The organism is Paraferrimonas haliotis, assembly GCF_002282895.1.
Lineage (GTDB): Bacteria > Pseudomonadota > Gammaproteobacteria > Enterobacterales > Shewanellaceae > Paraferrimonas > Paraferrimonas haliotis.
On sequence record NZ_NRRB01000002.1, the window covers coordinates 528,113 to 550,635 of the forward strand.

A 22,523-nucleotide genomic window follows, 5' to 3' on the forward strand; every position below is an offset into this window, starting at 1 on the left:
TTATCCTTGTTGTTCAGATTGCGTAGTAACAGTCGGCTGACGGTTCACCATGTACAACCTGAATAAGGCCACCGTAATGAACAAACCAACGTAGGCAAACAGTGCGTTTACAACGATGCGCAACACCATGGGGCCCTGTGCAACAGCGGTGTCGGCTACCGCGGTCACCAGTGAGATAGGGATGAGCAACCCCAATACCATTAAGGTTTGCCAGAAAATAGCACCGCTGAATTTAAAGCATTCGGTAACCGATGCCAGTGGCGTCGCACCTTCAACCACCACCATGAAGTTGACGTAAGCAAGCCGTACCCCAACCCACAACGCTAATATCGCCAACGGGAAGAAGCCGCTAATAATGGCTGGCATCATAGCCATCATAACCGCTACCGCGGAGATAACACCGGCCAACATCATAGAAGGCACATAGTGCAAACCACCCAGCCAAATTTGCGATGCATTGAGCTGTTGTCCTTGCGAGCGCGTATGTAAGAACAAGGTAACGCAGGCGTACATATGGAACAGCACCAATAGCAACAGAAGTACAGCAATGTAATGAGTCGCTTCCAGTTGCACCTCTAACCCTTGCGTTTCTTCAGCGGTGGGTAGCTGACTGTTCACCCACATTTGCAGGCCGTTTTGCACAAGCAATAACGGAAAACACACCAAAAATAAGGCTTTACCTTGGCTTCGAAAGAAATTAAGCGCTTCGGTTAGGATCACCGATACAGACATAAATAAAGTACCAACAACGTAAGGTTTAAACGCCATAGGATACCTTAAACATAAGGCGCTGTGCATCTCTTTAGATCACGCTATGCAAGTCCTTGGCTTGACTGTAAAATACATTGGGTTTAGCTTATTTCGACTAACTTTTCTAAGCCATCCGTACAGCGGAGAGACTTCTTTGACCGCAGCGACGCTAACGCTAGCGCTGAATAATTTGCACAGCAAATTACAATTGCTCACTCATGCGCCTCCCCACAATGGCGTGATCCAACTCAGCGAAGCATTCACTGGGGTGCCTCCCCTTGCTTGGCTTGCCTGTCAAACGCAACTGCCCAAGGTTTACTGGCAAAGTCGTGGTCACAATGAAGAATGCGCCGCCATTGGCGAGTGCCGTCAATACGTGTTCACCGGTCCGGTATCGCCAGAGCAATTAGATGCGGTTTATCAAGAGTTGCGCAATCAATCCCACGGCCAAGATACTCGTTATTACGGCGGCTGCGCCTTTGATTTAAGCGTGCCAAGTTGGGACGATTTTGGCCGCGCTCGCTTCGTGTTGCCACGTTTAGAGGTGCGTCGCAATGGCCAAGAATATCGATTACTGTTGAATCTTGACGGGCTCACGAACGACTGGTCTCACGAGCTTAAACAAGCTTCGCAAGCCATTAACCAAATTCAACCTGCACGACCACTGCCAGCGCCAAAGAAGTACCCCTTACTGGGACGCAGTGACCTACCAAATTATAGCCGTTGGTGCGAGCTAGTGGCACAAGTCACTCATCCCGAGTTCGTTAGCAACACCCCTAAGGTTGTGCTGTCTCGCATCAGTCAATTGCAACTGGCAGAAGCCGTCGATCCTTGGTCTCTTCTGGCACTTTGGCAGGGTCGCAATCCCAACAGTTATCAATTTGCCTTTCAGTTTGCTGACAACAATTGCTTTATTAGTTGCTCTCCAGAGCGGCTGTTTAAGCGTCGCATTAATGAATTAAGCACCGAAGCACTGGCGGGCACTACCACTCGCGGCAATAGCGACGAAGAAGACAAAGCATTGGCAGAGGCCTTACTTAAAGACAGTAAAAACAGCCACGAAAATCAATTGGTGGCGCAACACATCATTGATTCGCTCACGCCTCTTAGCCAATACATAGGTGCCGACGAAACCCCCAGTTTGTTCAAACTGAATCGGATTCAGCATCTGCACCGCAGCATTACCGCGGAAATCAAACCGCAAGTGAACGATTTACAGCTATTACTGGCCTTGCATCCCACGCCAGCGGTTGGCGGGCTACCCAGAGCCTCGGCCATGAGTTATATTCGACAGCAAGAAGGCTATCGTCGCGGCTGGTACGCTGGCGCATGCGGCTATTTTGGCAAAGATCACAGTGAATTCAGTGTTGCCATTCGCAGCGCACTTATCGCCAATAGCAAGATCAGCCTGTTCGCTGGCGCCGGCATCGTTCAAGGCTCGAACGCCGATGCTGAATGGAATGAATTAGAAAACAAACTGGCTACCATTTTATCGTTATTGTTGGAATTATGAGTCAAGGGAATCCGGCCCAGTTCAATTTGCTGTGGGCAAGCATTATCATCGAAGAGCTGTCTCGCTTAGGGGTCAATCACATTTGTTTGGCGCCGGGATCACGATCCACGCCATTAACTTTAGCAGCGGCCAACCATGATAAGCTGCACTGTCATAGCCATTTCGACGAACGAGGCCTCGGTTTTTTAGCGCTCGGATTGGCCAAAGCCGGCAATGAAGCCGTGGCCATTATCACCACATCCGGTACCGCCGTCGCCAATTTATACCCCGCCATTATTGAAGCCTACCAAACCGGCGTTCAACTGATTGTGCTGAGCGGCGACAGACCCGAGGAGCTGCTCAACTGCGGTGCTAATCAAGCCATTAATCAGGTGGGTATCTTTGGCGATTATGTCAATAGTATTAACCTCAGTGCCGCCAATGACAGCATCCCTGCGGCCAGCTTACTCACTCAGATTGATCAAGTGATGGCGCAAAGCAGTGGTGCTAATGCGCAACCTGTGCATATTAACTGCATGTTTCGCGAGCCGTTTTATCCAGAATCCGAGCAGATTGAGCAGCCATTACAACAAGCGTCGAGCTGGTTGGCAGGTGTTGAGCAATGGCGACAATCGGATAAACCCTATTCTCGCTACCCCAAACAACAGTATTTAAGCCCGCCGTCGAGAACTCAGCTGGAAGCCTTTGGCCAAGCAAAGGGCGTTATTGTGGTTGGGCAGCTGTCACCCCACGATAACCCCGCTAAGTTGCTTACGCTCGCTAACACCTTAGGCTGGCCCGTCATTGCTGATGCGCAATCTCAATTACGCCAACACGACGATAGCGCCTTGGTTTTACAAGCGGATCAACTGCTGCACAGCGAACCGGCTTTAGCCTTACTAGGTGATGCGGAACATTTATTATTAATAGGCGGCCGGCTGGTATCAAAGCGCATTCAAGCCTACATCGCCAGCCACCCTTGGCAGCAAGTGTGGCAATGCTTAGCCAAACCTCAGCGTCTCGAGCCGGATCATGTTGCCAAACAAATTTGGCACGTATCCGCTGCACAGTTAAGCGCGCTTGCCTGGCCACAGTACAGCCCCAACTATCAATGGGCGCAATCACTGACGGAATGGAGCGAACAGCTGGAGCAGCATTGGCAGCGCCAAATAGACGACGGCGAATTTGGTGAAGCGCAGGTAATACGCGCCATTGCTGGCCAAACTGTGGTTAAGCAAGATCTGTTTATCGGCAACAGTTTGCCGATACGCCTGTTCGATCAATACACTCAGGTAAACAAGCTCACCGAAGCGGTATTCAGCAATCGTGGCGCCTCTGGCATCGATGGCCTACTGGCCACCAGCTGCGGTATTAGTCGCCAGCGACAACGTCCGATGACTCTGGTCATTGGTGACCTATCACAGCTGCACGATCTCAACTCTTTTGCGCTAACCACCAGCTCTGAGCAGCCTTTAGTGGTGGTCATCATCAACAACGATGGCGGCAACATTTTTAATTTACTGCCAGTCCCAACCGAGCAATTACGTCAGCAATATTATCGACTGCAACATGGCTTAAGTTTCAGCGGTGTCGCCGACATGTTCCATTTACCCTACCGCAATTGTTCCAGTCTTGATGACTTTAAATCGGTCTATGATAAGGCGCTGCAAACTAAGGGGCCTAGCATCATCGAGGTGACCGTAAGCTCAACACAAGCCAGTGAGCAAATCAAAGCGTTAGCGGCGCAACTGCAACAACACTAACTGACAACCAACCCTAGGAGAGGCAAATGCTTACTATACATCAGGTATTTACGACTCCTAGCAAGCCAAAACTGTTATTGCTGCACGGCTTTTTAGGCAATCATCGCGACTGGAGTCAGGTTTTAAATTCACTTTCACAAGGGTTCGATGTTTACCTTGTGGATCTACCGGGGCATGGTGACAGTGGCCATGTATCGGTTAACGACCTACAACAGCTGCTAAAGCTGCTGCATTTAAGCATTGGTGCTAATGTGTCGGGGCCATATCATTTACTGGGCTACTCCATGGGAGGCCGGTTAGCACTGCATTACGCCAACTTTTGCCACCAGCATAACGTCGACGATATATTGAGTTTAACCCTTGAAGCCTGTCATCCCGGTTTAACCGACTCACAGCAACAAACTCAGCGCTGGCAATCCGACCAAGGTTGGGCAAAGAGATTTGCTAACGAGCCTTTAGAAACCGTGCTTAATGATTGGTATTTACAGCCCGTCTTTGCCGAGCTCACACCCCAGCAACGACAAACCTTAATTGAAGCTCGCTTAACCAATAATGGTGAGGCACTGGCCAATATGATGACCATTATGTCCCTTGCCAATCAACCGAACTTCTGGGATTTGCCGCAATCTCTAAACTATTCGGTGCACTATTTAGTAGGCGCTTTAGACAGTAAATTTTTAGGGTTAGCGCATCAGTGGCAGCAACACTCTCCTAAACTCAGTTATCAAGTGATTGCTGACGCAGGGCACAATGTCCACAGAGCCCAAAGCCACGCATTTTCACAAGCAGTACAGCATCAATTGGAGCCATGATGACCACGCAAGACACCGGCATGGGTTTTTCCTTATATCATTACCAACTTCCATTGGCCCAACCATTGCCATTGGGACAGCAACGTATCCACAGTCGTGAAGGCCTGATTTTACACATTGATGCCTTGCAACAGTCTGTGGAGATCGCCCCGTTGCCGAGCTTTTCCAAGGAGTCGCTAGACGATTGCATCAACAGCCTACAGCAACTGCTGAGCACTGTGCCCCTAGAAGCCCTTTCGCAAAGCTCTTCACAAAACCTAGCGCAATGGATGGCCCCGTTTAAATCGGCACCGAACTCAGTGCAATTTGGCTTGAGCTTGTTGTGGCTAAAGTGCAACGACTTGTTGCCAGCCCGACCCAACAGAAACCGCCAACCTTTGCTGTTTGGCGAGACCGAGCAGTTGGCGCAACAATTATCGCAGCTGCCTGAAGAGACAAAAATAGTTAAGTTAAAAGTAGGGCCCGATATCCATGGCTCAGTGGCCAACATCTACCAAGTCATAGAAGCCAGACCGCAACTCAAACTAAGGCTAGACGCCAATCAAAGCCTGAGTTTAGAGCAAGCCCAAGTGCTTTATGCCATGATCCCTAAGGCCAACATTGATTACGTCGAAGAGCCCTGCGCTCGAGTAGAGGACGCGCAGCAACTGTACCAAGAGTACGGCATTCGCTACGCCCAAGACGAGTCGCTGTTGCAAACCGAGGATTATCAGCCGCACCCTGGACTCGCCGCTGTGGTGCTAAAACCCAGCTTGCTTGGCTCTATCGAGGTGCTTGAGAAGTTCGCCGAGCAAGCCCAAGCAGAGGGTGTTGAAGTGGTTATCAGCAGCGCTTTTGAATCCAGCTTTGGCATTCATGATTTAGCCTGTTTGGCTAACCACTATGCCCCGCTAGGCTATCCAGGGCTTGATACGCTTAATCATCATCAAGCTGATCTGTTGCAACCATCCTTGTATGGCTCACCTGAAAGCCCAGCAAAGCCCTTATTAACCCTAAACGAGTTAAGCTTGATATGACTAAGGTAGCCTGCCCCGTTGCTGTTGCTGCTCGCACTCATGGCGCAGCACTGGCTTGGCACAGCATCGAGCAATCCTATCGTTACGATCAGTTTCATGAGCAAGTGCTTCAACTGCAACGGCAATTGTTAAGGCTGTCGGTGCAACGTGGAGAGCTTATTGCGTATCAAGGCAACAATAGCCCAACGATGCTGGCGCTGTTTTGGGCCTGTGCTCGGCAAGGGTTTATCTTTTGTCCCTTGTCGCCAAAGTGGACGCAATCGCAAGTGGTTAATTTGCTCGCTGAGCACAACATTCGCCACGTCATCAGTTCGGTTTACCCATCGCTTTCGACGTTGAGCTTAGCGAATAGCGCGGACAATGATTGCGCCAGTGAAACGGCGGCTAATCAGCCTTGTGTTTCTATAGACATTGAACGGGACGCGCCTTGCAATGTCATTTTAACCTCAGGTTCCAGTGGTTTCCCCAAAGCGGCGGTGCACAGCTTCGCCAATCACGTAGCCAGCGCACAGGGCTCTGCCAGCATGATAGCTTTGAGTAACCAAGATAGCTGGCTGCTTAATTTACCTTTGTTTCATATTGGCGGATTGGCGACCACCATACGCTGTGCTTTGGCCGCCGCCTGTGTTGTGGCTCCAGTTAACTCTCAACCTCTCATTGAACAGCTGCAGAGCTTGCGCCCAAGCCATGTATCTTGTGTCGACGCTCAGTTGCTTCCACTGTGGCAGCAGCCGCAGTTCGTCGACGCGTTAACCCGCTGCAAAGCTCTGTTGCTCGGCGGCAGTGCCATTTCAGACACCACCTTAACCATGCTGGAGCAGCATAATATTTGTGCCTTTATCAGTTATGGCTTAACGGAAATGAGCTCTCAAGTGGCTACCGCTCCGGTTAATCGCCAAGGTTTGGTTGGCAGCCCGTTACCGGGGCGAGAATTAACAATTGAAAATGGCCACATCTTAATGCGTGGGCCATGCCGATTTCTAGGCTATTTAGAGCGCGGCCAACTCACGGTTTTACCTCAACATCAATGGTTCGACAGCAAAGACCTCGGTCAATGGCAGCAAAATCAGCTTAAGATTGTTGGTCGAGCCGACAATCGCTTTGTCAGCGGTGGAGAAAACATTCAGCCGGAAACCATAGAAGCCCTGCTGCTGCGACACCCACAGATTCAACGAGCCATGGTCTATCCCTTGCCTGATGAGCGCTTTGGGCAACTGCCTCACGCCGTCATTGACGCACAAACAGAATTGACTCAACAACAACTCGATGCATTTCTAGCGGATAAACTGCCACGATTCATGCGCCCAAGAAGTTATCTAGCTTGGCCGCAACGTCTCACCAGTGTCGGCATCAAATTTAACCGACGGCAGGTGTTACGAGCGCTCAATGTTGAACATTAACCACAAAAAAGCCCAGCATTGCTGGGCTTTCTGTGAAAGAGGATTGGCCGGTTAGAGGTCCATCGCCGCTTTTAATTTCTTCATGGCGTTTTTCTCCAGTTGACGAATTCGTTCAGCGGAAACGCCATAATGGTCGGCTAGCTCATGCAAGGTGGATTTTTCATCCGCCAACCAACGGGTCTGGATAATGTGTTGGCTGCGCTCATCAAGCGTATTCATCGCTGCCACTAGCTTATTGTTGGCGCTCTCTTCCCAATTGGCTTTTTCAATTTGCTGAGCATGATCAGAAGAGTGGTCTTCTAAGTACAATGCCGGTGCCCAAGTGCTGTTGTCATCGTCATCAGCCACAGTGAGATCGTAAGCGGCATCTTGTGCAGCGAGGCGAGACTCCATCTCACTGACTTCTGAGGTCGATACACCAAGGTTATCCGCCACCATCTTAACTTCGTCGTGAGAAAACCAGCCCAAACGCTTTTTGGCTTTACGTAAATTGAAGAACAGTTTGCGTTGCGCCTTAGTGGTCGCGACTTTAACAATGCGCCAGTTTTTAAGCACATATTCATGAATTTCAGCTTTGATCCAATGCACGGCAAAGGACACCAAGCGAACGCCTACGCCCGGATCAAAACGTTTTACCGCTTTCATCAGGCCTACGTTACCTTCTTGGATTAAATCCGCTTGAGGTAAGCCATAGCCTGAGTAGCCTTTAGCAATATGCACCACAAAGCGTAAATGAGACATAATCAATTGTTTTGCGGACTGCAAGTCGCCCGTCTCATGCAGTTCGCTGGCTAAACGGTGCTCCTCTTCAGCATCCAACATCGGGATACTGTTGACCGAACGAACGTAGGCTTCAATACTGCCGCTCGTTTCTGGAACCATTAATGCCATTGATTGCGCTTGATGAGTCATGCACGCTCCTACCAAATTGATTTTAAATCAAAGTCTTACCAATAATCCGCGATTTAACGGACACTCGATTATATCAAACTATCCAACAATCGCCAGTTGCATGTGTTCGACAGTCAGTAACTAGCAAGGTTCAATCGCTTTAATGTGCTGTCGCACCGACAGGTAACTGCCCAACCAACCCAGGCCTGATGCGCACACTATCAGTAATATGAATTCGCTTAATCCAAGCGTCTGCATTTCGAATTCACTTTGGTATAAGCCGAGCAGAGGTTGAACGGCTTGATTAAGCCACATGACTAACAATTGCACCAGTAACCATGCCAGTGCTCCGGCAATCACGCCATACCAAACGCCGGTATACAAAAAAGGCCGTTGAATAAAAGCTTCGGTGGCCCCCACTAACTTCATGACTTCAATCTCACTGCGACGATTCATGATGGCTAAGCGCACGGTATTACCTATCACCAACAGCACCGCCAGAATGAGCAACAAGGCCAACGCCAGCACAGTTCGCTCTAGCATGTCGATTATGGCCGCCAGCTTTTGCAACCACTCAATGTCCAAGCGACCGAAATCCACTTCTTTTTGCTGTTGCAACTTTTCCAGTAATCGTTTGGCATTATTTGGGCTGGTATATTGCTCGGTTGGCGTAACCATTATCACCGCCGGTAACGGATTTGAGTCAAGCAAAGATAAGGCTTCTCCAAAGCCCGATACTTGCTTAAATTCTTTAAGCGCCTGAGTTTTGTCGATGTAATCGACACGCTCTACTTCTGGGTAGCTTTCAATACGGGTGACTAGGTTGGTAACCGCTCGTTCTTGCACGTTATCATGCAAAAACAGGCTGATTTCTGCCGCTTGCTGCCACGATGACGTAATTTCCTCAGCATTTTTTACTAACACCTGCAGTGCCGCTGGCAGGCTTAAACTGACCGCCAGTACCGCAATGGTCATGCCTGCAGAAATCGGCGCTCGCCAAATTTCACCTAAGGTGGCGGTGGCGTTTTGCAAATGGCGCACAAACCACATTATCAACTGGCGATACAGTGGCACCTTATTTCTGGAAAATGCGATATTCTTTGCCATTAGCTGTGCTCCTCGGCATAAAGCATGCGGCCATGCTTTAGCGTTAAGGTGCGATATTTCATTCGTGCGATTAAGCCCAGATCGTGGGTCGCAATGAGTACCGAACTACCGGCGTCATTTAGCAGTTCAAACAGCTTCATAATATCCATCGACAACTTGGGGTCTAAGTTGCCGGTGGGCTCATCGGCGAGAATGAGTGGCGGCTTGTTCACGATGGCGCGGGCAATTCCTACTCGTTGCTGTTCGCCTCCTGAAAGCATAATGGGGTTATGCTTCTCTTTGCCATGCAGGCCCACCATATCCAGCGCCCCGCTCACCCGTTTGTTGATCTCAGCCTGACTAAAGCCTTCAATGACCAAGGGCAGTGCCACGTTTTCATGGACACTGCGATCCATCAGTAATTGGTGGTTTTGAAATATAATGCCAATGTCTCGTCGCAAATACGGCACTTGGCTGGGTGGCACCTTAGCGATATCGTGGCCATTAATGTGAACCCGACCGGCATTGGCTCGTTCAATCACACTGATAAGCTTCAGTAAGGTACTTTTACCTGCGCCGGAATGGCCCGTAAGAAAGGCCATTTCCCCTTTTTTAAGATGAAAGTTCACCCCAGAAAGCGCTTTTTGGCCGCCGGGATAAATCTTGGATACCTGCTCGAAGCGAATCATCTATGATTTCTCGTTGTTATAAGTTCTAGATTGTTATTTAGTCAGTATCTTGCCTTTGAAACAAGGCCTTAATAAAGTCTTTTGCATGGAAACTTCGCAAATCTTCAAGTTGCTCACCCACCCCAATGTATCGAATTGGAATGGCAAACTTATCGGCTAAAGCGAAAATAACCCCGCCTTTGGCGGTACCATCGAGTTTGGTTAGGGTGATTCCCGTTAACCCTACCGCTTCGTGGAATAATTGGGTTTGGGAAATCGCATTTTGCCCTGTGCCTGCATCGAGGGTCAGCATCACTTCATGGGGGGCTTCCATATCGAGCTTTTTCATCACCCGCACGATTTTTTTAAGCTCTTCCATTAAGTGCGCCTTGTTTTGCAATCGCCCTGCGGTGTCGGCTATTAGCACATCGACACCTTTTGATTTTGCCGATTGCAACGCGTCAAACAGCACCGAGGCGCTGTCTGCCCCGGTATGCTGCGCAACCACAGGGATGTCATTGCGCTCTCCCCAAACTTGCAGTTGCTCTACAGCTGCGGCTCTAAAGGTATCGCCAGCGGCCAACATGACCGACTTACCTTGGCTTTGAAATTGTCGAGCGAGTTTGCCGATGGTGGTGGTTTTACCGACACCGTTAACCCCAACCATCAAAATAACAAAAGGCCCATTTTGACAGTTTGGAATTAAAGGAGCTTCTACCCCTTCCAACATGGCTTGCATCTTGTTTTGCATTAACTCATAGAGGGCTTCACCATCTTTTAGCTGACGATACTCAGCGGCATCGGTAAGTTCGTCGATGAGTTTGGTGGTGGTTTCCACACCCACATCGGCCACCAGCAATTGTTCTTCGAGCTCTTCAAACAGCTCATCATCAATTTTCTTACCGGTAAAGATGCTGCTAAAGCCGGCACCAAGATTTTCTGATGTGCGTTTTAACCCCGCTTTTAAACGGGCGAAGAAGCCGCTTGAGCTGGCTTTTTGTGCAACCTTTTCGTTCGCTTCTGAAGTCTCACTTTCTGCAACATTCTCGGCAACGTGCTCTGGCGTTGGCTTAACTTCGGGTGCGGTTTCTTGCGAGATGTCTTGAGGAGTTTCTTGCAAGCTGTCAGCGCTGTCGGAGGCCTCCACCGAAGGCAGATCTTCGGGTTGTGATTGCACGGGCTCTGTGCCAAGTTGCGCGTCATTAGTGTTTTCTTCGTCTTTGCGCTCTTCGTTACGACGAAACCAAGAAAACATGCCTTTCTTTGCCATTTACGGTTCTCTGCGAATCAGTGATGCGTGTATTACGCTTTTAATTTCAAGCCTGTTAAACTAGCGCCAATTGGCGAACGGCCACATGGTGGCACAGTTTACCACAGCCGACACTAGTGGAGAATCGATGGTTAAGCGAACTCAAACAAAATCTCAAGGCAAATCGGGCCAAGTGCGCATCATCAGTGGCCAATGGCGTGGTCGCCGCCTTCCTGTCGCCAATGTTGAGGGGTTGCGTCCAACCACAGATAGGGTTCGAGAAACGCTGTTCAATTGGCTAATGGCGGATGTGCACAGTGCTCACGTGTTGGATTTATTCAGTGGTAGCGGAGCGCTGGCCATGGAAAGCTTGTCGCGCTACGCAGCCAGTGCGCTCCTATTTGAGCAAGATGCTCAGGTGGTAAAAACCTTAAAAGCCAACTTAGCCAGTTTGAAGTGCGATCATGCGAAGGTTTACCACGGCAATACCTTACAACTGTTGCGGCAACCGCCGGCGCGTCCATTTGATGTCATTTTCATCGACCCACCTTTTCGCAAGGGTTTGCTGCAACCTTGCATAGAGTTGTTGCAACAACAGCCATGGCTGGCGGATAATGCATTGATTTATATTGAATGCGAGTCAGAATTAACTCCCAATTTCCCAGACGATTGGCAACCGCTTAAGCAAAAAACCGCCGGTCAGGTAACCTATTATTTGGTGCAAAAACACTCATGAACGTACTACTGACAATCGCTAAATTTGGCATGATGGTGGCTTGGCTGGTTATGATCACCAATGCCGTTGTGCCGTTTCAATCGCCGTGGCAAGAAATTATTGAGGCTGCATTGGTGATTACCTTGCTCGGCCATACCTTGCTACTTATTGGTGCTCGGCTGCGTTTTAAAGACGGGCTTTCCAATCAAGATAAACTGTCGTTAATGGCCTTCGGGGTATTCGGTTGGCTTTCTATCTCCATGAAAAAGCGATGATATACTGTGGCTGCAACTTTATCTCGTAAAAGAGTAATTGAATGACTTACCTAGTCGCTACCTGTGTGTCCTTGTTGCTCGGCCCGTTGTTTTATCGATTTTTCGGGCAGCAAAATGGCATTACTAAAGCCATTGATGGTTTTGTATTTGTCACGCTCGGTGGTTTATTACTGACCCACATTCTACCCGAGATGCTACACCACGGTGGCATCGCTGCTTTGGCGATGATATTGCTGGGTTTATTTGGCCCCACCGTGAGTGAACGCGCCTTTGCCAAACATTCTCAGCTTACCCATAACATCACCGTGTTATTGGCGTTCTTTGGCTTGCTGTTACACACGTTTATCGATGGCACCAGCATTTCCATATCCACTCATGATGACGCCATTGGCGCTTATTTGCCCATTGGAATCATTTTACATCGATTGCCGGAAGGGCTCGCTATTTGGTGGTTACTGTCACCACAATTTGGTAATCGCTGGGCCAGTGTCGCCATTGCCGCCATGCTGACGGCAACCGTAGCAGGGTTTGGCGTCGGCGAGTTGTACGCAAATCAATTGGCGTTCGACAACACGGTACTGTTGCAGGCATTCGTAACCGGCAGCATATTGCACGTCATTCTGCACCAACCGCACGTTGACAAAAACCATCATCCGCAGCCAAGCCACGACACCATGGCGGGCATTGGCAGCTTGTTGGGCTTGGCTCTACTCTTTGTATTATTCACGACCCACTCTCACGGCGGCCATGAACACCTCGAACATTCGAGTGTTGAGCAGTTATGGCAATTGATGCTGACGTTGGCTCCCTATGTGGTGCTAACCTACATCATTGGTGCGGCTCGATTTGGCTTGGGGATGCTGTCGACCCAATCCAGCGGTCCCGCAGCATGGATACAGCGATTGATGGGGCCTGAGGGCTTAATTTTGGTGGCGATTGTTTTAGGCTGGCAACTGGCCTCATTTCAGCTCGTTGCAATTGCGGTCATTGTTGCTTGGCTATCCCATCAAAGCGTGCCATTAGACAGTCGAACCGAAATAGAGCGCTTTTCTCTACGCCAATTCGCTTTGCAGTACCAAATCGAACGGTCAGCGCCTTGGGTGTTATTAAGTTTAGTGTTGGCCAACTTAATGACCTACCCTGACATTCTCGCCGACAAACCTTGGTTGCAACTTCTGCTTATTGTGGCACTGCTGCTGCCGATGCGTTTTTGTTTTATTGGCGCCGCAGTCTTAAGCATTAGCCTGGCGCTAACCGGCTGGAGCAGTGCCGCGGTCATGCTTCCACTGCTCGCCGCACCACTATTAAACGTTAAACAACTGTCTAAGATGAGCGGCCCTCAAGGCGCCATTACCATGGCGTTGGTTTTAGCCTTGGTGGTCATTGGCAGCCAAAGTCTGCCAAGCTTCGAACAGCATGCTGCACCAATACCCTACCTATCGCCCATTAGCTTGGTGATATTGGCTTTGTTATTCGCCAGCACCTTGTTGCGCATTGGACCGCGAGCCTTCATCGCGAACCTATTCGCCGTGAGCCTTGCTCACAAACACCACCATCACCACTAACTATGTGCATCTTATTTGCAGCGCTTCAATGCCATCCCGAATACCCGTTAGTACTGGTGGCTAATCGCGATGAGTTTTATACTCGCCCCAGCGCCAACGCACAATTTTGGTTGCCCGAGCGACAGCTGCTGGCAGGTCAAGACAGGCTTCAATTAGGCACCTGGCTTGGCGTGGATAGAGAGGGGCGAGTAGCTGCATTGACCAATCTGCGCAATGGTATTAAAGAAAAAAAACAAGGTCGATCCCGTGGCGATTTAGTGCTGAGAGCCATTACCAAGCCGGCCACGGTTGAAGACTACCTCACCCATCATGCTCATCAGTACAACGGCTTTAATTTGATGTTTGGCGACGCATCGGGGTTGAAGCTTTTTAACAGCGAAAGCAGAGCGTTACTCTCACTCGCACCAGGTTACCACGCCATATGCAACGGCCCGATCGAGCAGAAATGGCCGAAAATGGCGCAGGGAGAACGAGCTTTAGAAGCACTGCTGTCAACCCAAGCGACGATTAACATTGACGCCTTGTTAGCGTTAATGACCGACACCAGCATTGCGCCGGATGAGCAACTGCCCGCTACCGGTGTGAGCCTTGAGTGGGAGCGCAAACTGGCCAGTATTTTTGTGCAAACTGAGCATTACGGCACTCGCTGCACCAGCGTGTTATTGGTTGCCAAAAATGGTCGCATGACCTTTCACGAGCGTCGCTACAATCAACACGGCCTGGTGGCAGGCGACAGCCGCTTTTATTGGCACAATGCTTCTGAACTGCTGTGATCTTGAATGATGCGCCAGCCTTGTTCAAAGCGGCGGTAGATTAAGGTAAAGTTTCCTTTGGGCTCGTCGTTTTCTCGAACAAGCTTCCAATGCCCCACAACAATTGCGGTGTCATCATGTAGCAGATCGATAAGCTCGACATCAAAGCTCAGTTTGCCCATAGTGGCTTTATCTGGGTAGTTTTTTTGGTAAGCCTCAAGGGTTGGTTGCCAGCCATAGCGCACCTCTCCACGAGAAATAAAGCGTAATCGAGGGTCGTGCCAATAACCGGCCATGTAGGCTGGAATATCACCCTTATTCCAAGCGACCACCTGTTGTTGCAGCGCCTCTCGAATGGCCTGCTCAGGGTCTTTAGTAACGGCGACGGCACTTTGAGCTAACAATAGAATAAGCAACGAGATAACTGTGCGCATGCAACACCTTAAACATAAATTATTGATTTTAATTAGTATAAATAGAAACACACAATGATGCGACGTTTTTGCAATTGGCTATTAAAATGCATTGGCTGGCAGGTTACCGGCAGCATACCACCGCAGCAATTTATTATGATAGTGGGTCCACACAGCAGTAATTGGGATTTTATCATCGGCATTATTGCTCGCTTTGCCGTTGGCAGAAAAATCAATTTTATCGGTAAACATCAATTATTTATTCCGCCTTGGGGCTGGTTATTTAGCGCGTTAGGCGGCTACGGTGTCAATCGCAAAAAAAATAACAAAATAGTGGGCACGGCTGTGGAGCTGTATCGAAGTAACCCCGAGTTTTGCTTAGCCTTGGCTCCTGAAGGCACTCGTTCCCCTGTAACACGTTGGAAGATGGGGTTTTATCACATTGCCAAAGAGGCTCGAGTGCCCATTATTTGTGTAGGCTTAGACTTCAAACTCAAACAGATACAAATACAGCCGCCGTTTCATTGCAGCGACGATATGCAGGCTGATATTCGGCAGTTGCTTGAGTATTTTCGCACGGTATCACCAAAGTACCCTAAGACGATTCCCGACTATGAAGGCTAATGCCTTCCATGTCTCGACCCGATGGGTGCTGGTAAGCACGAAGACCAAACTCAGGTAACACCGCAAAGATGTGGTCAAAAATATCCGCCTGAATGGCCTCATAGTTTGCCCAGCGAATGTCATTACTGAAGACGTAAACCTCCATTGGAACACCGGTTTGAGTGCTGGCCAGTTGACGCACTAAAAAGGTCATCTGAGGGTGGATGTTCTGATTAGCTTTTAAATACGCCTCTAGATAGGCTCGAAACGTGCCTAAGTTAGTTAAACGGCGGCCATTAATTCCGCTGTTATTTTTAAGCTGTGCTTGCTTGTCGCTTAAATAAGGGGCAATCAGTTTAAATGCTTTGAGTGATTCGATTTGCTCGTCATCCAAGAAGTGTACGGTATTCAGGTCAATATTTACCGCTCGTTTGATGCGACGACCTCCAGACTCGGACATGCCGCGCCAATTTCGAAACGCATCAGACACCAACGCATAGGCTGGAATCATGGTGATGGTCTTATCCCAATTACGCACCTTTACCGTGGTCAAACTGACTTGCTCCACTTCGCCATCAGCGCCGTACTTGCTCATTTCTATCCAATCGCCACGGCTCACCATATTGTTTGCAGCAAGCTGAATGCCCGCCACGAACCCCAATATTGTGTCCCGAAACACCAGCATGACTAAACCGGTTGCTACCCCTAAACCGCTAAGGAAGTAAATGGGGGAGTTACCCGTTACCAAAGAGACGGCAAGAATAAGGAATACAAAGGATAAGAAAAGCTTAAACAGCTGCACCACCGAGTTAATCGGCAGTCGTCGACCCACATCATTAGAGTCGGCCATATCATTGCTGGCATTTAATGCGGCAAACAACACTCGAGTAACCTGCAGCATAATAAGCAGTGTCAGAGTCGTTTGTAGAACGCCTTCAAGCCAGTGTTCATTGGGAAAGTAAAGCGGAACCATGACGTCGATAACGATCAATGGCACCACGACCGACATTTTCTCAAGCACCTTGTGCTCCATGAAAATATCGTCCCAGCGAACTTTTGAACGCTCAATGATTTTATTGAGTCCCTGTACCACTCCGCGTCGAACAAACACGTACGCGATAATTGCCAACAGCAGACTAGTAACAATGACGACGCCAGAGCTCACCGCGTCTTGTGGAGTCTCGCTGATGCCCATCATATTAAGCCCAGCGATCAATAATTCTCGTAACTCGTGTTCCACGGCAAGCCCTTGATAGCAATTGATTAAGGTTACAGTGTAAACCGAAATCAAAAGCGATCAAGAGTTGCAACTTCACAGCGCTAGTTAACCACCTGATGGAAAAGGTTTTGCACTAAGTACAAGCCTAAAATGCAGATCAGCATAGAGATAAACGGCGTCACAATCCAACCCACCACAATGCGGCCAATATTACTCCAAGTAATGCTCAGTCGGCGGTATAAGCCGATACCGATAACAGCGCCAATAACCGCTTGCGAGCTGGATACCGGAACCAATGGAATGGCTGGCAAACCAAGGCTTGCGACGAAGTTTGATAAGGTTACCGAAGAGAACACAAACAAGGTAATTGAATGAGCCATCACCACAACCCAAGCGGTCACCGGCGTCATCGGAATCAAACTGGAGCCTACGGTCATCATGACTTTCTTAGAGTATGTAAATACACCCACGGCAATGGCGACACCACCTAAGAAAAACAATTGCATGGTTGAAGTTACTGAGAAGCCCATCGTCGAAAAGCTTTCAAACGGGCTTGAGCTTACAAATACCCCCATTACGTTGGCAATGTTGTTGGCGCCTAAGCTGTATGCACCAAAGGCACCGGCACCAATTAAGCCAATGCGGGTCCAGTTATCCAACTGAAACAAACCAGGGCGCGCTTTTTCCAATCCAATGGTAACCGCTTTATACAGTCCAACCGCAATAAAAGCACTGAGAATGGGGCAAATAACCCAAGTACTGACAATTTTGGTTAATACGGATGAATCAGTGACTAGGTTGCTGAAAAAGTTCCAGCCAATAATAGCACCTACAATCGCTTGACCTGTGGACACAGGAATGCCAGCGCGGGTCATCACAAACACGGTAACCGCAGCGGATAGTGCCACGGTAAATGCGCCACCAATAGCTGAAACGCTCCCTAAGGCTCCCAGCGTATGAGAAGCGCCGGCACCACTAATAACGGCACCTAAAATTACGAAAATCGAACAGATGATAGCGGCGGTTTTAAAGCGCACCATTTTGGAGCCGACCGCCGAACCAAACACGTTAGCGGCGTCGTTGGCTCCGAGTGACCAGCCTAAGAACAGGCCACTGGATAAAAATATGAGCGTTGCAATATCCATTAGTTCCCCTGCGCTTACTGAGCGCGTTTAAGAGTGAAAATTGACACTCGGTCACTAATGTCTTCGGCTAAATTGGCCACTTGCTCTATACGGTCACAAAAGTATCGCAGCTGCACCTTATTGGTGAGCGGTAAATCGGTGTTAAAAATGGTGGTTTTCACGCGCTGACAAGCATCGTCGCAATCGCTTTCAAACTCCATTACCTTTAGGTGGTATTCGTGAACACGCTGAAAATCCGAGAAGAAACTGCGAGTGCACAGTAAGGTATGGTCGACGGTATCGCCAACAACTTGTACAAAACTCAGCAATTGCTCATGAGCTTCTTCTGGTATCACAGGCTTTTCTATAAGCAAATGATTACCAATGGTTTCTTGCTTATTAATAACGCGGTCGATGCTTTCCACAAGGCTGGCGACATCGGAACGCATGTCAGGGATTAGGGTCTTCTTGTACAGATCCATTTCAATCTGACGGCGAAGCTTGTCGGCTTTTTTTTCAATTCGTCTTAAGTGTTCAAGGGTATCAGCAAAACGTTCGCTGTCGGCGCCACTTTGCAAGTAGATTTGCCACAGCTGAAAAAACTTGTGTTGAGACAGAGTAACTTGGTCAAAAAAGGAAAATAGTAACCGCTCGGTAGAGTGGCTCTTAGATAATAGGTTGTTGATTTTGCTGAAAGAGAGCATGTTTTTCTCCGGGCATTTCTCCATGAAATGATGATTAGCGATGAATGGAAAGTGACTTGAAAGCATGAGCAAAGAGAGTTTGGGAGAAAGCCCTCATTTGCTCATGCTCGTCAAAAAAGCCACCGAAGTGGCTCAATTGATTTACTTATTGAAGCCTTTGCTTAACTTGAAAGTAGCGCCGGTTTTAGAGCCAGTGTGCATGCCTTCTAGTAGGCCGATGCGCTCAACTTCTTGCTCAATGTGAGCAGCTGCTTCTGCTAGTAACTTGCTGTTAGAAGCGTGGCCTTTGAAGTTAAACTCACCGAAGTAGATGCGAGGTTTGCGGTACAATGGAGTCCAGTAAGCAAACTCAACTTCTAGGCTGTCAAAGCGGCTGTCTTTAAGCTGACCTTCCCACTCAAGAGCACGCATCACTTCAGTTTGGATGATCTTGCCTTTGTTGGCTTCGTAGATGTCTTTCACCAAGTTGTAAGCGGCACGGTTGTGAGCACGGATGGTGGCGAATACTTTATCAACGTCAACGTTTTTCACGTCAATGTCAGCTGAAGAGTATGGGATGTCCCAAGATACGCCGTAAGCGTTTTTACCGGCAGTGATGTCGATTTCTGCTTTACGGTAGTTGCTTACCGCACCGAAAGCTTCAGGGTTGGCACCACGTAGCTTAACGGTAATTTTAGTTTTGGTTTGGTTAGCCACGTTCTCACGAACACGGATAATCAACTCTGCTTTGTCGAACGCCATATCAGGCGTATCCAAGTAAGTAACTAGCTTGTGACCTTGCTTACTGGTGTAGGTCATGAAGTCAAAAGTATTTTCAAACGCAGCAGTACGAGAGTTAGTTGCGTAAGGTAGGGTTTTACCAACACCGGTGTTGATGTGGTGCTCAATGCGGTTAAAGTCGCTTTCGCTTAACGCTAATGCGCTTGAACTTAGGCACAAACCTACAACAGCGCTCATGAGTTTTGCTAATTTCATTGATAGTCCTTAATTCTAATTATATGTAATCGATTTGCCGGTACAGCGCGTTTTTCGCTGTACCGGCAAAAATGCTTAGAAGTAGTAAGCCATACGGAACTGATAGCTGCTGGTATCGAACTTGTCAGCATTGATAGCCGTTTGTACGTCTTGGTACTTAGCTTCAGCATGAACGTAGTTGAATTGAGCTTTTAGGTTGTGCTCTAAGTACCAGTTCAAACCAACAACCATAGTGGTTTGCTCACCACCTTTGATGTCTTTCATTGGATCCGCATCAGCAGAGTTCAAATCGATGTAGCTGTAACGAGCCGCCACTTCGAATGCACCCCAACCACCTTGAGAAATCGGGTTGTCTGGGCTAACTGCACGGAAGCCACCGTTACGAGCACGGTAAGTCCAAGATTCGCCAGTGAAGGTGTATGCTGCTTGAACGTTGAAACCGCCAAGGTTTACAGAATCGCCGTCGATACGGTCGATCATAGAGCCAACGTACTCACCCATTACTAACAAGTTGCGGTATTGGTATGCAGCTTCTACGCCGTAGTTAATTTCAGACTTAGAATCGAACTTACCTGTGTTAACCATACGCTCACCCCATTTGTGATCTGGGCGCGCACGGTAACGGGACTCTTGATTGTCATCGTTAAAGTGGTTGTATAAGGCACTTGCACCTAAGTGAACCAACTGGCTGTTGCTTTGGTAAACAGGAGAGGTAATGCGGAAGTTTGCTACTGCACCTTCTACTTCACCACCGTCGATGAAGTCATCTGCAAGGATGCTCGCACCAGCACGGAAGTTAACTTTACCTGGGGCGTAACGCCATTCGATACCCACGTTACGGTCTGGAGCAAACTGGTCAAGCGCTGAACGTTCTAGGAACATGTTGTGCGCCGAGCTGTTAGTGCTTTCTAGACCAAAGGCGTATTTTTGGAAACCGAAGGTGATGCGGTTGTTTGGAATGGCGCGGTAAGCTACCAACGCATCTTTTAGATCAACTTCGTTTTCTGCGAAGTCCATTTGCAATTCGTATTCCCAAACTTGGGCAAACTTACCTTCAACGCCTAAACGCAAGCGACGTAAGTTAACAGTTTCGTATCCTTCTACAACGCTGCCATTATCAACGTCTTTAGAACCGTCGTACTTGAATTGGTCGTCGGTGCTGGTGATATCCATGTGGATACGACCTTTCAGTTGAGTGGTAGAGCGACCGTCGGCTGATACTAATTCACCAGAAGGAGTGCTTGGCTTAAAGCGAACGCGGTCAACGCGTTGAGAAGCACTTTGAGCGTCAATCATTTCACGCTCAAGCATATCAATACGCTCTTCCAGTTCAGTGATGGATGTTTCTGCCATTGCTGGAGTCACAGCAAATAGAGAGGCCGAAACGGCTAATGCGATAGTGCTAATGGTTGTTTTCATGTTAATCCTCCAAAGAAAACTTTTTATTGGGGACTGCATGTTCGATGGTTTGAATCGAAGCTTTAGGCCCCTTTTTTGTTCGGAAGTAAGACTAACCCTAGTGTTAACAAATAAATGTGATCCAGCTAACAAGTTTCAACCACATCTGACAATTTACACCTCAAAAAAACAAAATGATGACCTAGATCAAACTAACTCAAACATACGTTTAAACACGCCTAAAGCATTGATTTAAATAGGTAATAAAAAAACCCCTGTTAAGAAATGGTAACCATTAACTTAACAGGAGCTTTTTTAACAGATGAACTACTTAAAAGAAACTAAAGAAATCACCAAGTGCTATAAGGTGCTTTCATTAACATTGAGTTATAGTATTTAGCATCACCGGTTACTTCTTCAGCTAACCAAGCTGGCTTAGCAACCGCTTGCTCTTCTGATTCTAACTCCACTTCGGCAACAATCAGTCCTTGGTTATCACCATAGAACTCATCAACCTCGAAGGTGTGACCTTCAAAGTCAACTAGGTAGCGAGTTTTATCAATAACGCCAGGTTCGCAGATTGCCAGCAATTCCTTCGCTTCCTCTACAGAGATTTGCTTTTCCCATTCGTAACGGCTCGCACCAGAAGCGCTTCCAATACCTTTAATGGTTAAAAAACCAGCCTCACCTTTAATGCGAACACGAACCGTTCTTTCAGGTACGCTGCTTAGGTAGCCTTGAACGATACGCACGGACTTTTTTGAAATCGCAGAAAAGTCGGTAGGCTGAACTAAATACTTGCGTTCAATTTCTTGTGCCATGGGTGTTCTCCTAGTTTGCCAGCTTTGCTGATTTCATGCCGATAACACGTTTGATTACTTGTAGGTAATTGATGTTTTCAACACCTTCAAGTTTAACGTCTTTAATGGTTTTTTGAATGTCTTCCAGTTCGGTTGATTCGCTGTTAATAGAAACCACTTTTGCCCCATTTATCAAGACGTTAGCAACTTCACAGATGGTGTTATTAACCATATAACCGAAACGTTCTTTATGAACGCTAACCGCTTGCAAGTCAGGGTGCGCGTCAATCAGTGCAATGAACTCATCGTAGCTGTAGCTGTCCTGGTTTAGCTCAGGCATATCGACCATGAATGCAGGGAATACTTCATCAACCAATTGTGCTTTTGAGATAGGGAATTCAGCTTTTAGTTTAGGATCCCACTGTTCGAGACCATCAACTGTCGTCACGTAGGTTTTAACGTCCATTTTACCGTCACGGATCTTGGTATTATTTAAATCGTTAGTACGAGACATGATGTAGATTTCATCACTTTGACGGTGCCAAACTTTCTCTGGAACGGGGGCTGACAGGCGAGCCATACGGGCAGCGGCTTCATCAAAGTTTTGACCGAAACTGCGGAACTCAAAGCGCGGCTTGGAAACTTCACCAATTTTTAACTCAGACATCATAAATCCTTAAAAAAATATTATCGTTGTGTTCAGTTGCCGCTCATCTTACGGATGCAATCATAAAAAAAAATGGATCTCGATCATGTTTTCGAGCTAAAAGTTTTTACCTAATCTTACATTCACGCTCAATAGGCTCGTCAACTAATTGTTATAACGTTTTGATTTTTAATAGATTAGCAAATA

23 protein-coding genes are annotated in these 22,523 nt (G+C 48.1%); 10 read left to right on the forward strand and 13 right to left on the reverse strand.

The features are described 5' to 3' along the window. A complete protein-coding gene (locus tag CLC91_RS06305; RefSeq protein ID WP_095497659.1) occupies positions 1 to 768 on the reverse strand; it encodes a hypothetical protein in 768 nt (255 codons plus the stop codon). A gap of 136 nt (positions 769 to 904) precedes the next feature. On the opposite strand from CLC91_RS06305, the gene CLC91_RS06310 reads away from it, so the two are divergent. From CLC91_RS06310 to CLC91_RS06330, 5 genes are read left to right on the forward strand one after another with little or no spacing between them, the layout of a single operon-like run. Further along, positions 905 to 2,263, forward strand: coding sequence for an isochorismate synthase (locus CLC91_RS06310; protein WP_408634212.1), 1,359 nt, complete (start codon positions 905 to 907; stop codon positions 2,261 to 2,263). Beyond that, positions 2,260 to 4,005 carry a 2-succinyl-5-enolpyruvyl-6-hydroxy-3-cyclohexene-1-carboxylic-acid synthase gene (gene menD, locus CLC91_RS06315; protein WP_095497657.1) on the forward strand — a complete coding sequence of 582 codons (1,746 nt, stop codon included), beginning with the start codon at positions 2,260 to 2,262 and terminating at the stop codon, positions 4,003 to 4,005. Before CLC91_RS06310 ends, menD begins: the two co-directional genes overlap by 4 nt. Positions 4,006 to 4,031: 26 nt before the next feature. Further along, positions 4,032 to 4,817 (forward strand): 2-succinyl-6-hydroxy-2,4-cyclohexadiene-1-carboxylate synthase, encoded by a 786-nt coding sequence (menH, locus tag CLC91_RS06320; protein ID WP_095500163.1) that lies wholly within the window; start codon positions 4,032 to 4,034, stop codon positions 4,815 to 4,817. Then, positions 4,817 to 5,833 carry an o-succinylbenzoate synthase gene (gene menC / locus CLC91_RS06325; protein WP_158220707.1) on the forward strand — a complete coding sequence of 339 codons (1,017 nt, stop codon included), beginning with the start codon at positions 4,817 to 4,819 and terminating at the stop codon, positions 5,831 to 5,833. The genes menH and menC overlap by 1 nt, the downstream gene beginning before the upstream one ends. Continuing rightward, positions 5,830 to 7,233 (forward strand): AMP-binding protein, encoded by a 1,404-nt coding sequence (locus CLC91_RS06330; protein ID WP_095500165.1) that lies wholly within the window; start codon positions 5,830 to 5,832, stop codon positions 7,231 to 7,233. The genes menC and CLC91_RS06330 overlap by 4 nt, the downstream gene beginning before the upstream one ends. 51 nt (positions 7,234 to 7,284) lie before the next feature. Here CLC91_RS06330 and rpoH read toward each other — a convergent pair whose 3' ends face one another. The 4 genes from rpoH to ftsY form a co-directional block, all read right to left on the reverse strand. Further along, a complete protein-coding gene (rpoH, locus tag CLC91_RS06335; protein WP_095497653.1) occupies positions 7,285 to 8,145 on the reverse strand; it encodes an RNA polymerase sigma factor RpoH in 861 nt (286 codons plus the stop codon). Positions 8,146 to 8,265: 120 nt separating this feature from the next. After that, on the reverse strand, positions 8,266 to 9,231 hold the full coding sequence (gene ftsX, locus CLC91_RS06340) for a permease-like cell division protein FtsX (RefSeq protein WP_095497652.1): 966 nt from the start codon (positions 9,229 to 9,231) through the stop codon (positions 8,266 to 8,268). Further along, on the reverse strand, positions 9,231 to 9,899 hold the full coding sequence (ftsE, locus tag CLC91_RS06345) for a cell division ATP-binding protein FtsE (protein WP_095497651.1): 669 nt from the start codon (positions 9,897 to 9,899) through the stop codon (positions 9,231 to 9,233). Before ftsE ends, ftsX begins: the two co-directional genes overlap by 1 nt. A gap of 37 nt (positions 9,900 to 9,936) precedes the next feature. Next, positions 9,937 to 11,148 carry a signal recognition particle-docking protein FtsY gene (gene ftsY / locus CLC91_RS06350; protein ID WP_095497650.1) on the reverse strand — a complete coding sequence of 404 codons (1,212 nt, stop codon included), beginning with the start codon at positions 11,146 to 11,148 and terminating at the stop codon, positions 9,937 to 9,939. 127 nt (positions 11,149 to 11,275) lie between these two features. On the opposite strand from ftsY, the gene rsmD reads away from it, so the two are divergent. The 4 genes from rsmD to CLC91_RS06370 are packed head-to-tail and all read left to right on the forward strand — an operon-like array spanning position 11,276 to position 14,455. Further along, positions 11,276 to 11,863, forward strand: coding sequence for a 16S rRNA (guanine(966)-N(2))-methyltransferase RsmD (gene rsmD / locus CLC91_RS06355; RefSeq protein ID WP_095498123.1), 588 nt, complete (start codon positions 11,276 to 11,278; stop codon positions 11,861 to 11,863). Beyond that, positions 11,860 to 12,117 carry a DUF1145 domain-containing protein gene (locus CLC91_RS06360; RefSeq protein ID WP_095497649.1) on the forward strand — a complete coding sequence of 86 codons (258 nt, stop codon included), beginning with the start codon at positions 11,860 to 11,862 and terminating at the stop codon, positions 12,115 to 12,117. The genes rsmD and CLC91_RS06360 overlap by 4 nt, the downstream gene beginning before the upstream one ends. A 41-nt stretch (positions 12,118 to 12,158) precedes the next feature. Continuing rightward, positions 12,159 to 13,682 (forward strand): ZIP family metal transporter, encoded by a 1,524-nt coding sequence (locus tag CLC91_RS06365; RefSeq protein ID WP_095497648.1) that lies wholly within the window; start codon positions 12,159 to 12,161, stop codon positions 13,680 to 13,682. 2 nt (positions 13,683 to 13,684) lie between these two features. After that, on the forward strand, positions 13,685 to 14,455 hold the full coding sequence (locus CLC91_RS06370) for an NRDE family protein (protein ID WP_095497647.1): 771 nt from the start codon (positions 13,685 to 13,687) through the stop codon (positions 14,453 to 14,455). Here the strand turns inward: CLC91_RS06370 and CLC91_RS06375 are convergent. Continuing rightward, positions 14,425 to 14,868, reverse strand: a complete 444-nt coding sequence (locus CLC91_RS06375) for a YybH family protein (RefSeq protein WP_095497646.1) — start codon at positions 14,866 to 14,868, stop codon at positions 14,425 to 14,427. The two genes, CLC91_RS06370 and CLC91_RS06375, sit on opposite strands and share 31 nt — an antisense overlap. A gap of 54 nt (positions 14,869 to 14,922) precedes the next feature. Here CLC91_RS06375 and CLC91_RS06380 point away from each other — a divergent pair, with 54 nt between their 5' ends. Then, a complete protein-coding gene (locus CLC91_RS06380; RefSeq protein WP_095497645.1) occupies positions 14,923 to 15,471 on the forward strand; it encodes a 1-acyl-sn-glycerol-3-phosphate acyltransferase in 549 nt (182 codons plus the stop codon). On the opposite strand, the gene CLC91_RS06385 is transcribed toward CLC91_RS06380, so the two are convergent. The 7 genes from CLC91_RS06385 to CLC91_RS06415 all read right to left on the reverse strand — a co-directional run bounded on the left by CLC91_RS06385 (position 15,443) and on the right by CLC91_RS06415 (position 22,337). Continuing rightward, a complete protein-coding gene (locus tag CLC91_RS06385; RefSeq protein ID WP_408634213.1) occupies positions 15,443 to 16,690 on the reverse strand; it encodes a mechanosensitive ion channel family protein in 1,248 nt (415 codons plus the stop codon). The two genes, CLC91_RS06380 and CLC91_RS06385, sit on opposite strands and share 29 nt — an antisense overlap. An 80-nt stretch (positions 16,691 to 16,770) precedes the next feature. After that, positions 16,771 to 17,814, reverse strand: coding sequence for an inorganic phosphate transporter (locus tag CLC91_RS06390; RefSeq protein WP_095497644.1), 1,044 nt, complete (start codon positions 17,812 to 17,814; stop codon positions 16,771 to 16,773). A gap of 14 nt (positions 17,815 to 17,828) precedes the next feature. After that, positions 17,829 to 18,497, reverse strand: a complete 669-nt coding sequence (locus CLC91_RS06395) for a DUF47 domain-containing protein (protein WP_095497643.1) — start codon at positions 18,495 to 18,497, stop codon at positions 17,829 to 17,831. Between the two features lie 141 nt (positions 18,498 to 18,638). Further along, entirely contained in the window at positions 18,639 to 19,472 is an 834-nt protein-coding gene (locus CLC91_RS06400) for a hypothetical protein (RefSeq protein WP_095497642.1), read from the reverse strand. A gap of 75 nt (positions 19,473 to 19,547) precedes the next feature. Next, positions 19,548 to 20,891, reverse strand: coding sequence for an OprO/OprP family phosphate-selective porin (locus tag CLC91_RS06405; protein ID WP_158220708.1), 1,344 nt, complete (start codon positions 20,889 to 20,891; stop codon positions 19,548 to 19,550). A 329-nt stretch (positions 20,892 to 21,220) separates the two neighbouring features. Continuing rightward, positions 21,221 to 21,691, reverse strand: coding sequence for a CYTH domain-containing protein (locus CLC91_RS06410; protein WP_095497640.1), 471 nt, complete (start codon positions 21,689 to 21,691; stop codon positions 21,221 to 21,223). 10 nt (positions 21,692 to 21,701) lie between these two features. Further along, positions 21,702 to 22,337, reverse strand: a complete 636-nt coding sequence (locus CLC91_RS06415) for a hypothetical protein (protein ID WP_095497639.1) — start codon at positions 22,335 to 22,337, stop codon at positions 21,702 to 21,704. Positions 22,338 to 22,523: the final 186 nt, after the last annotated feature.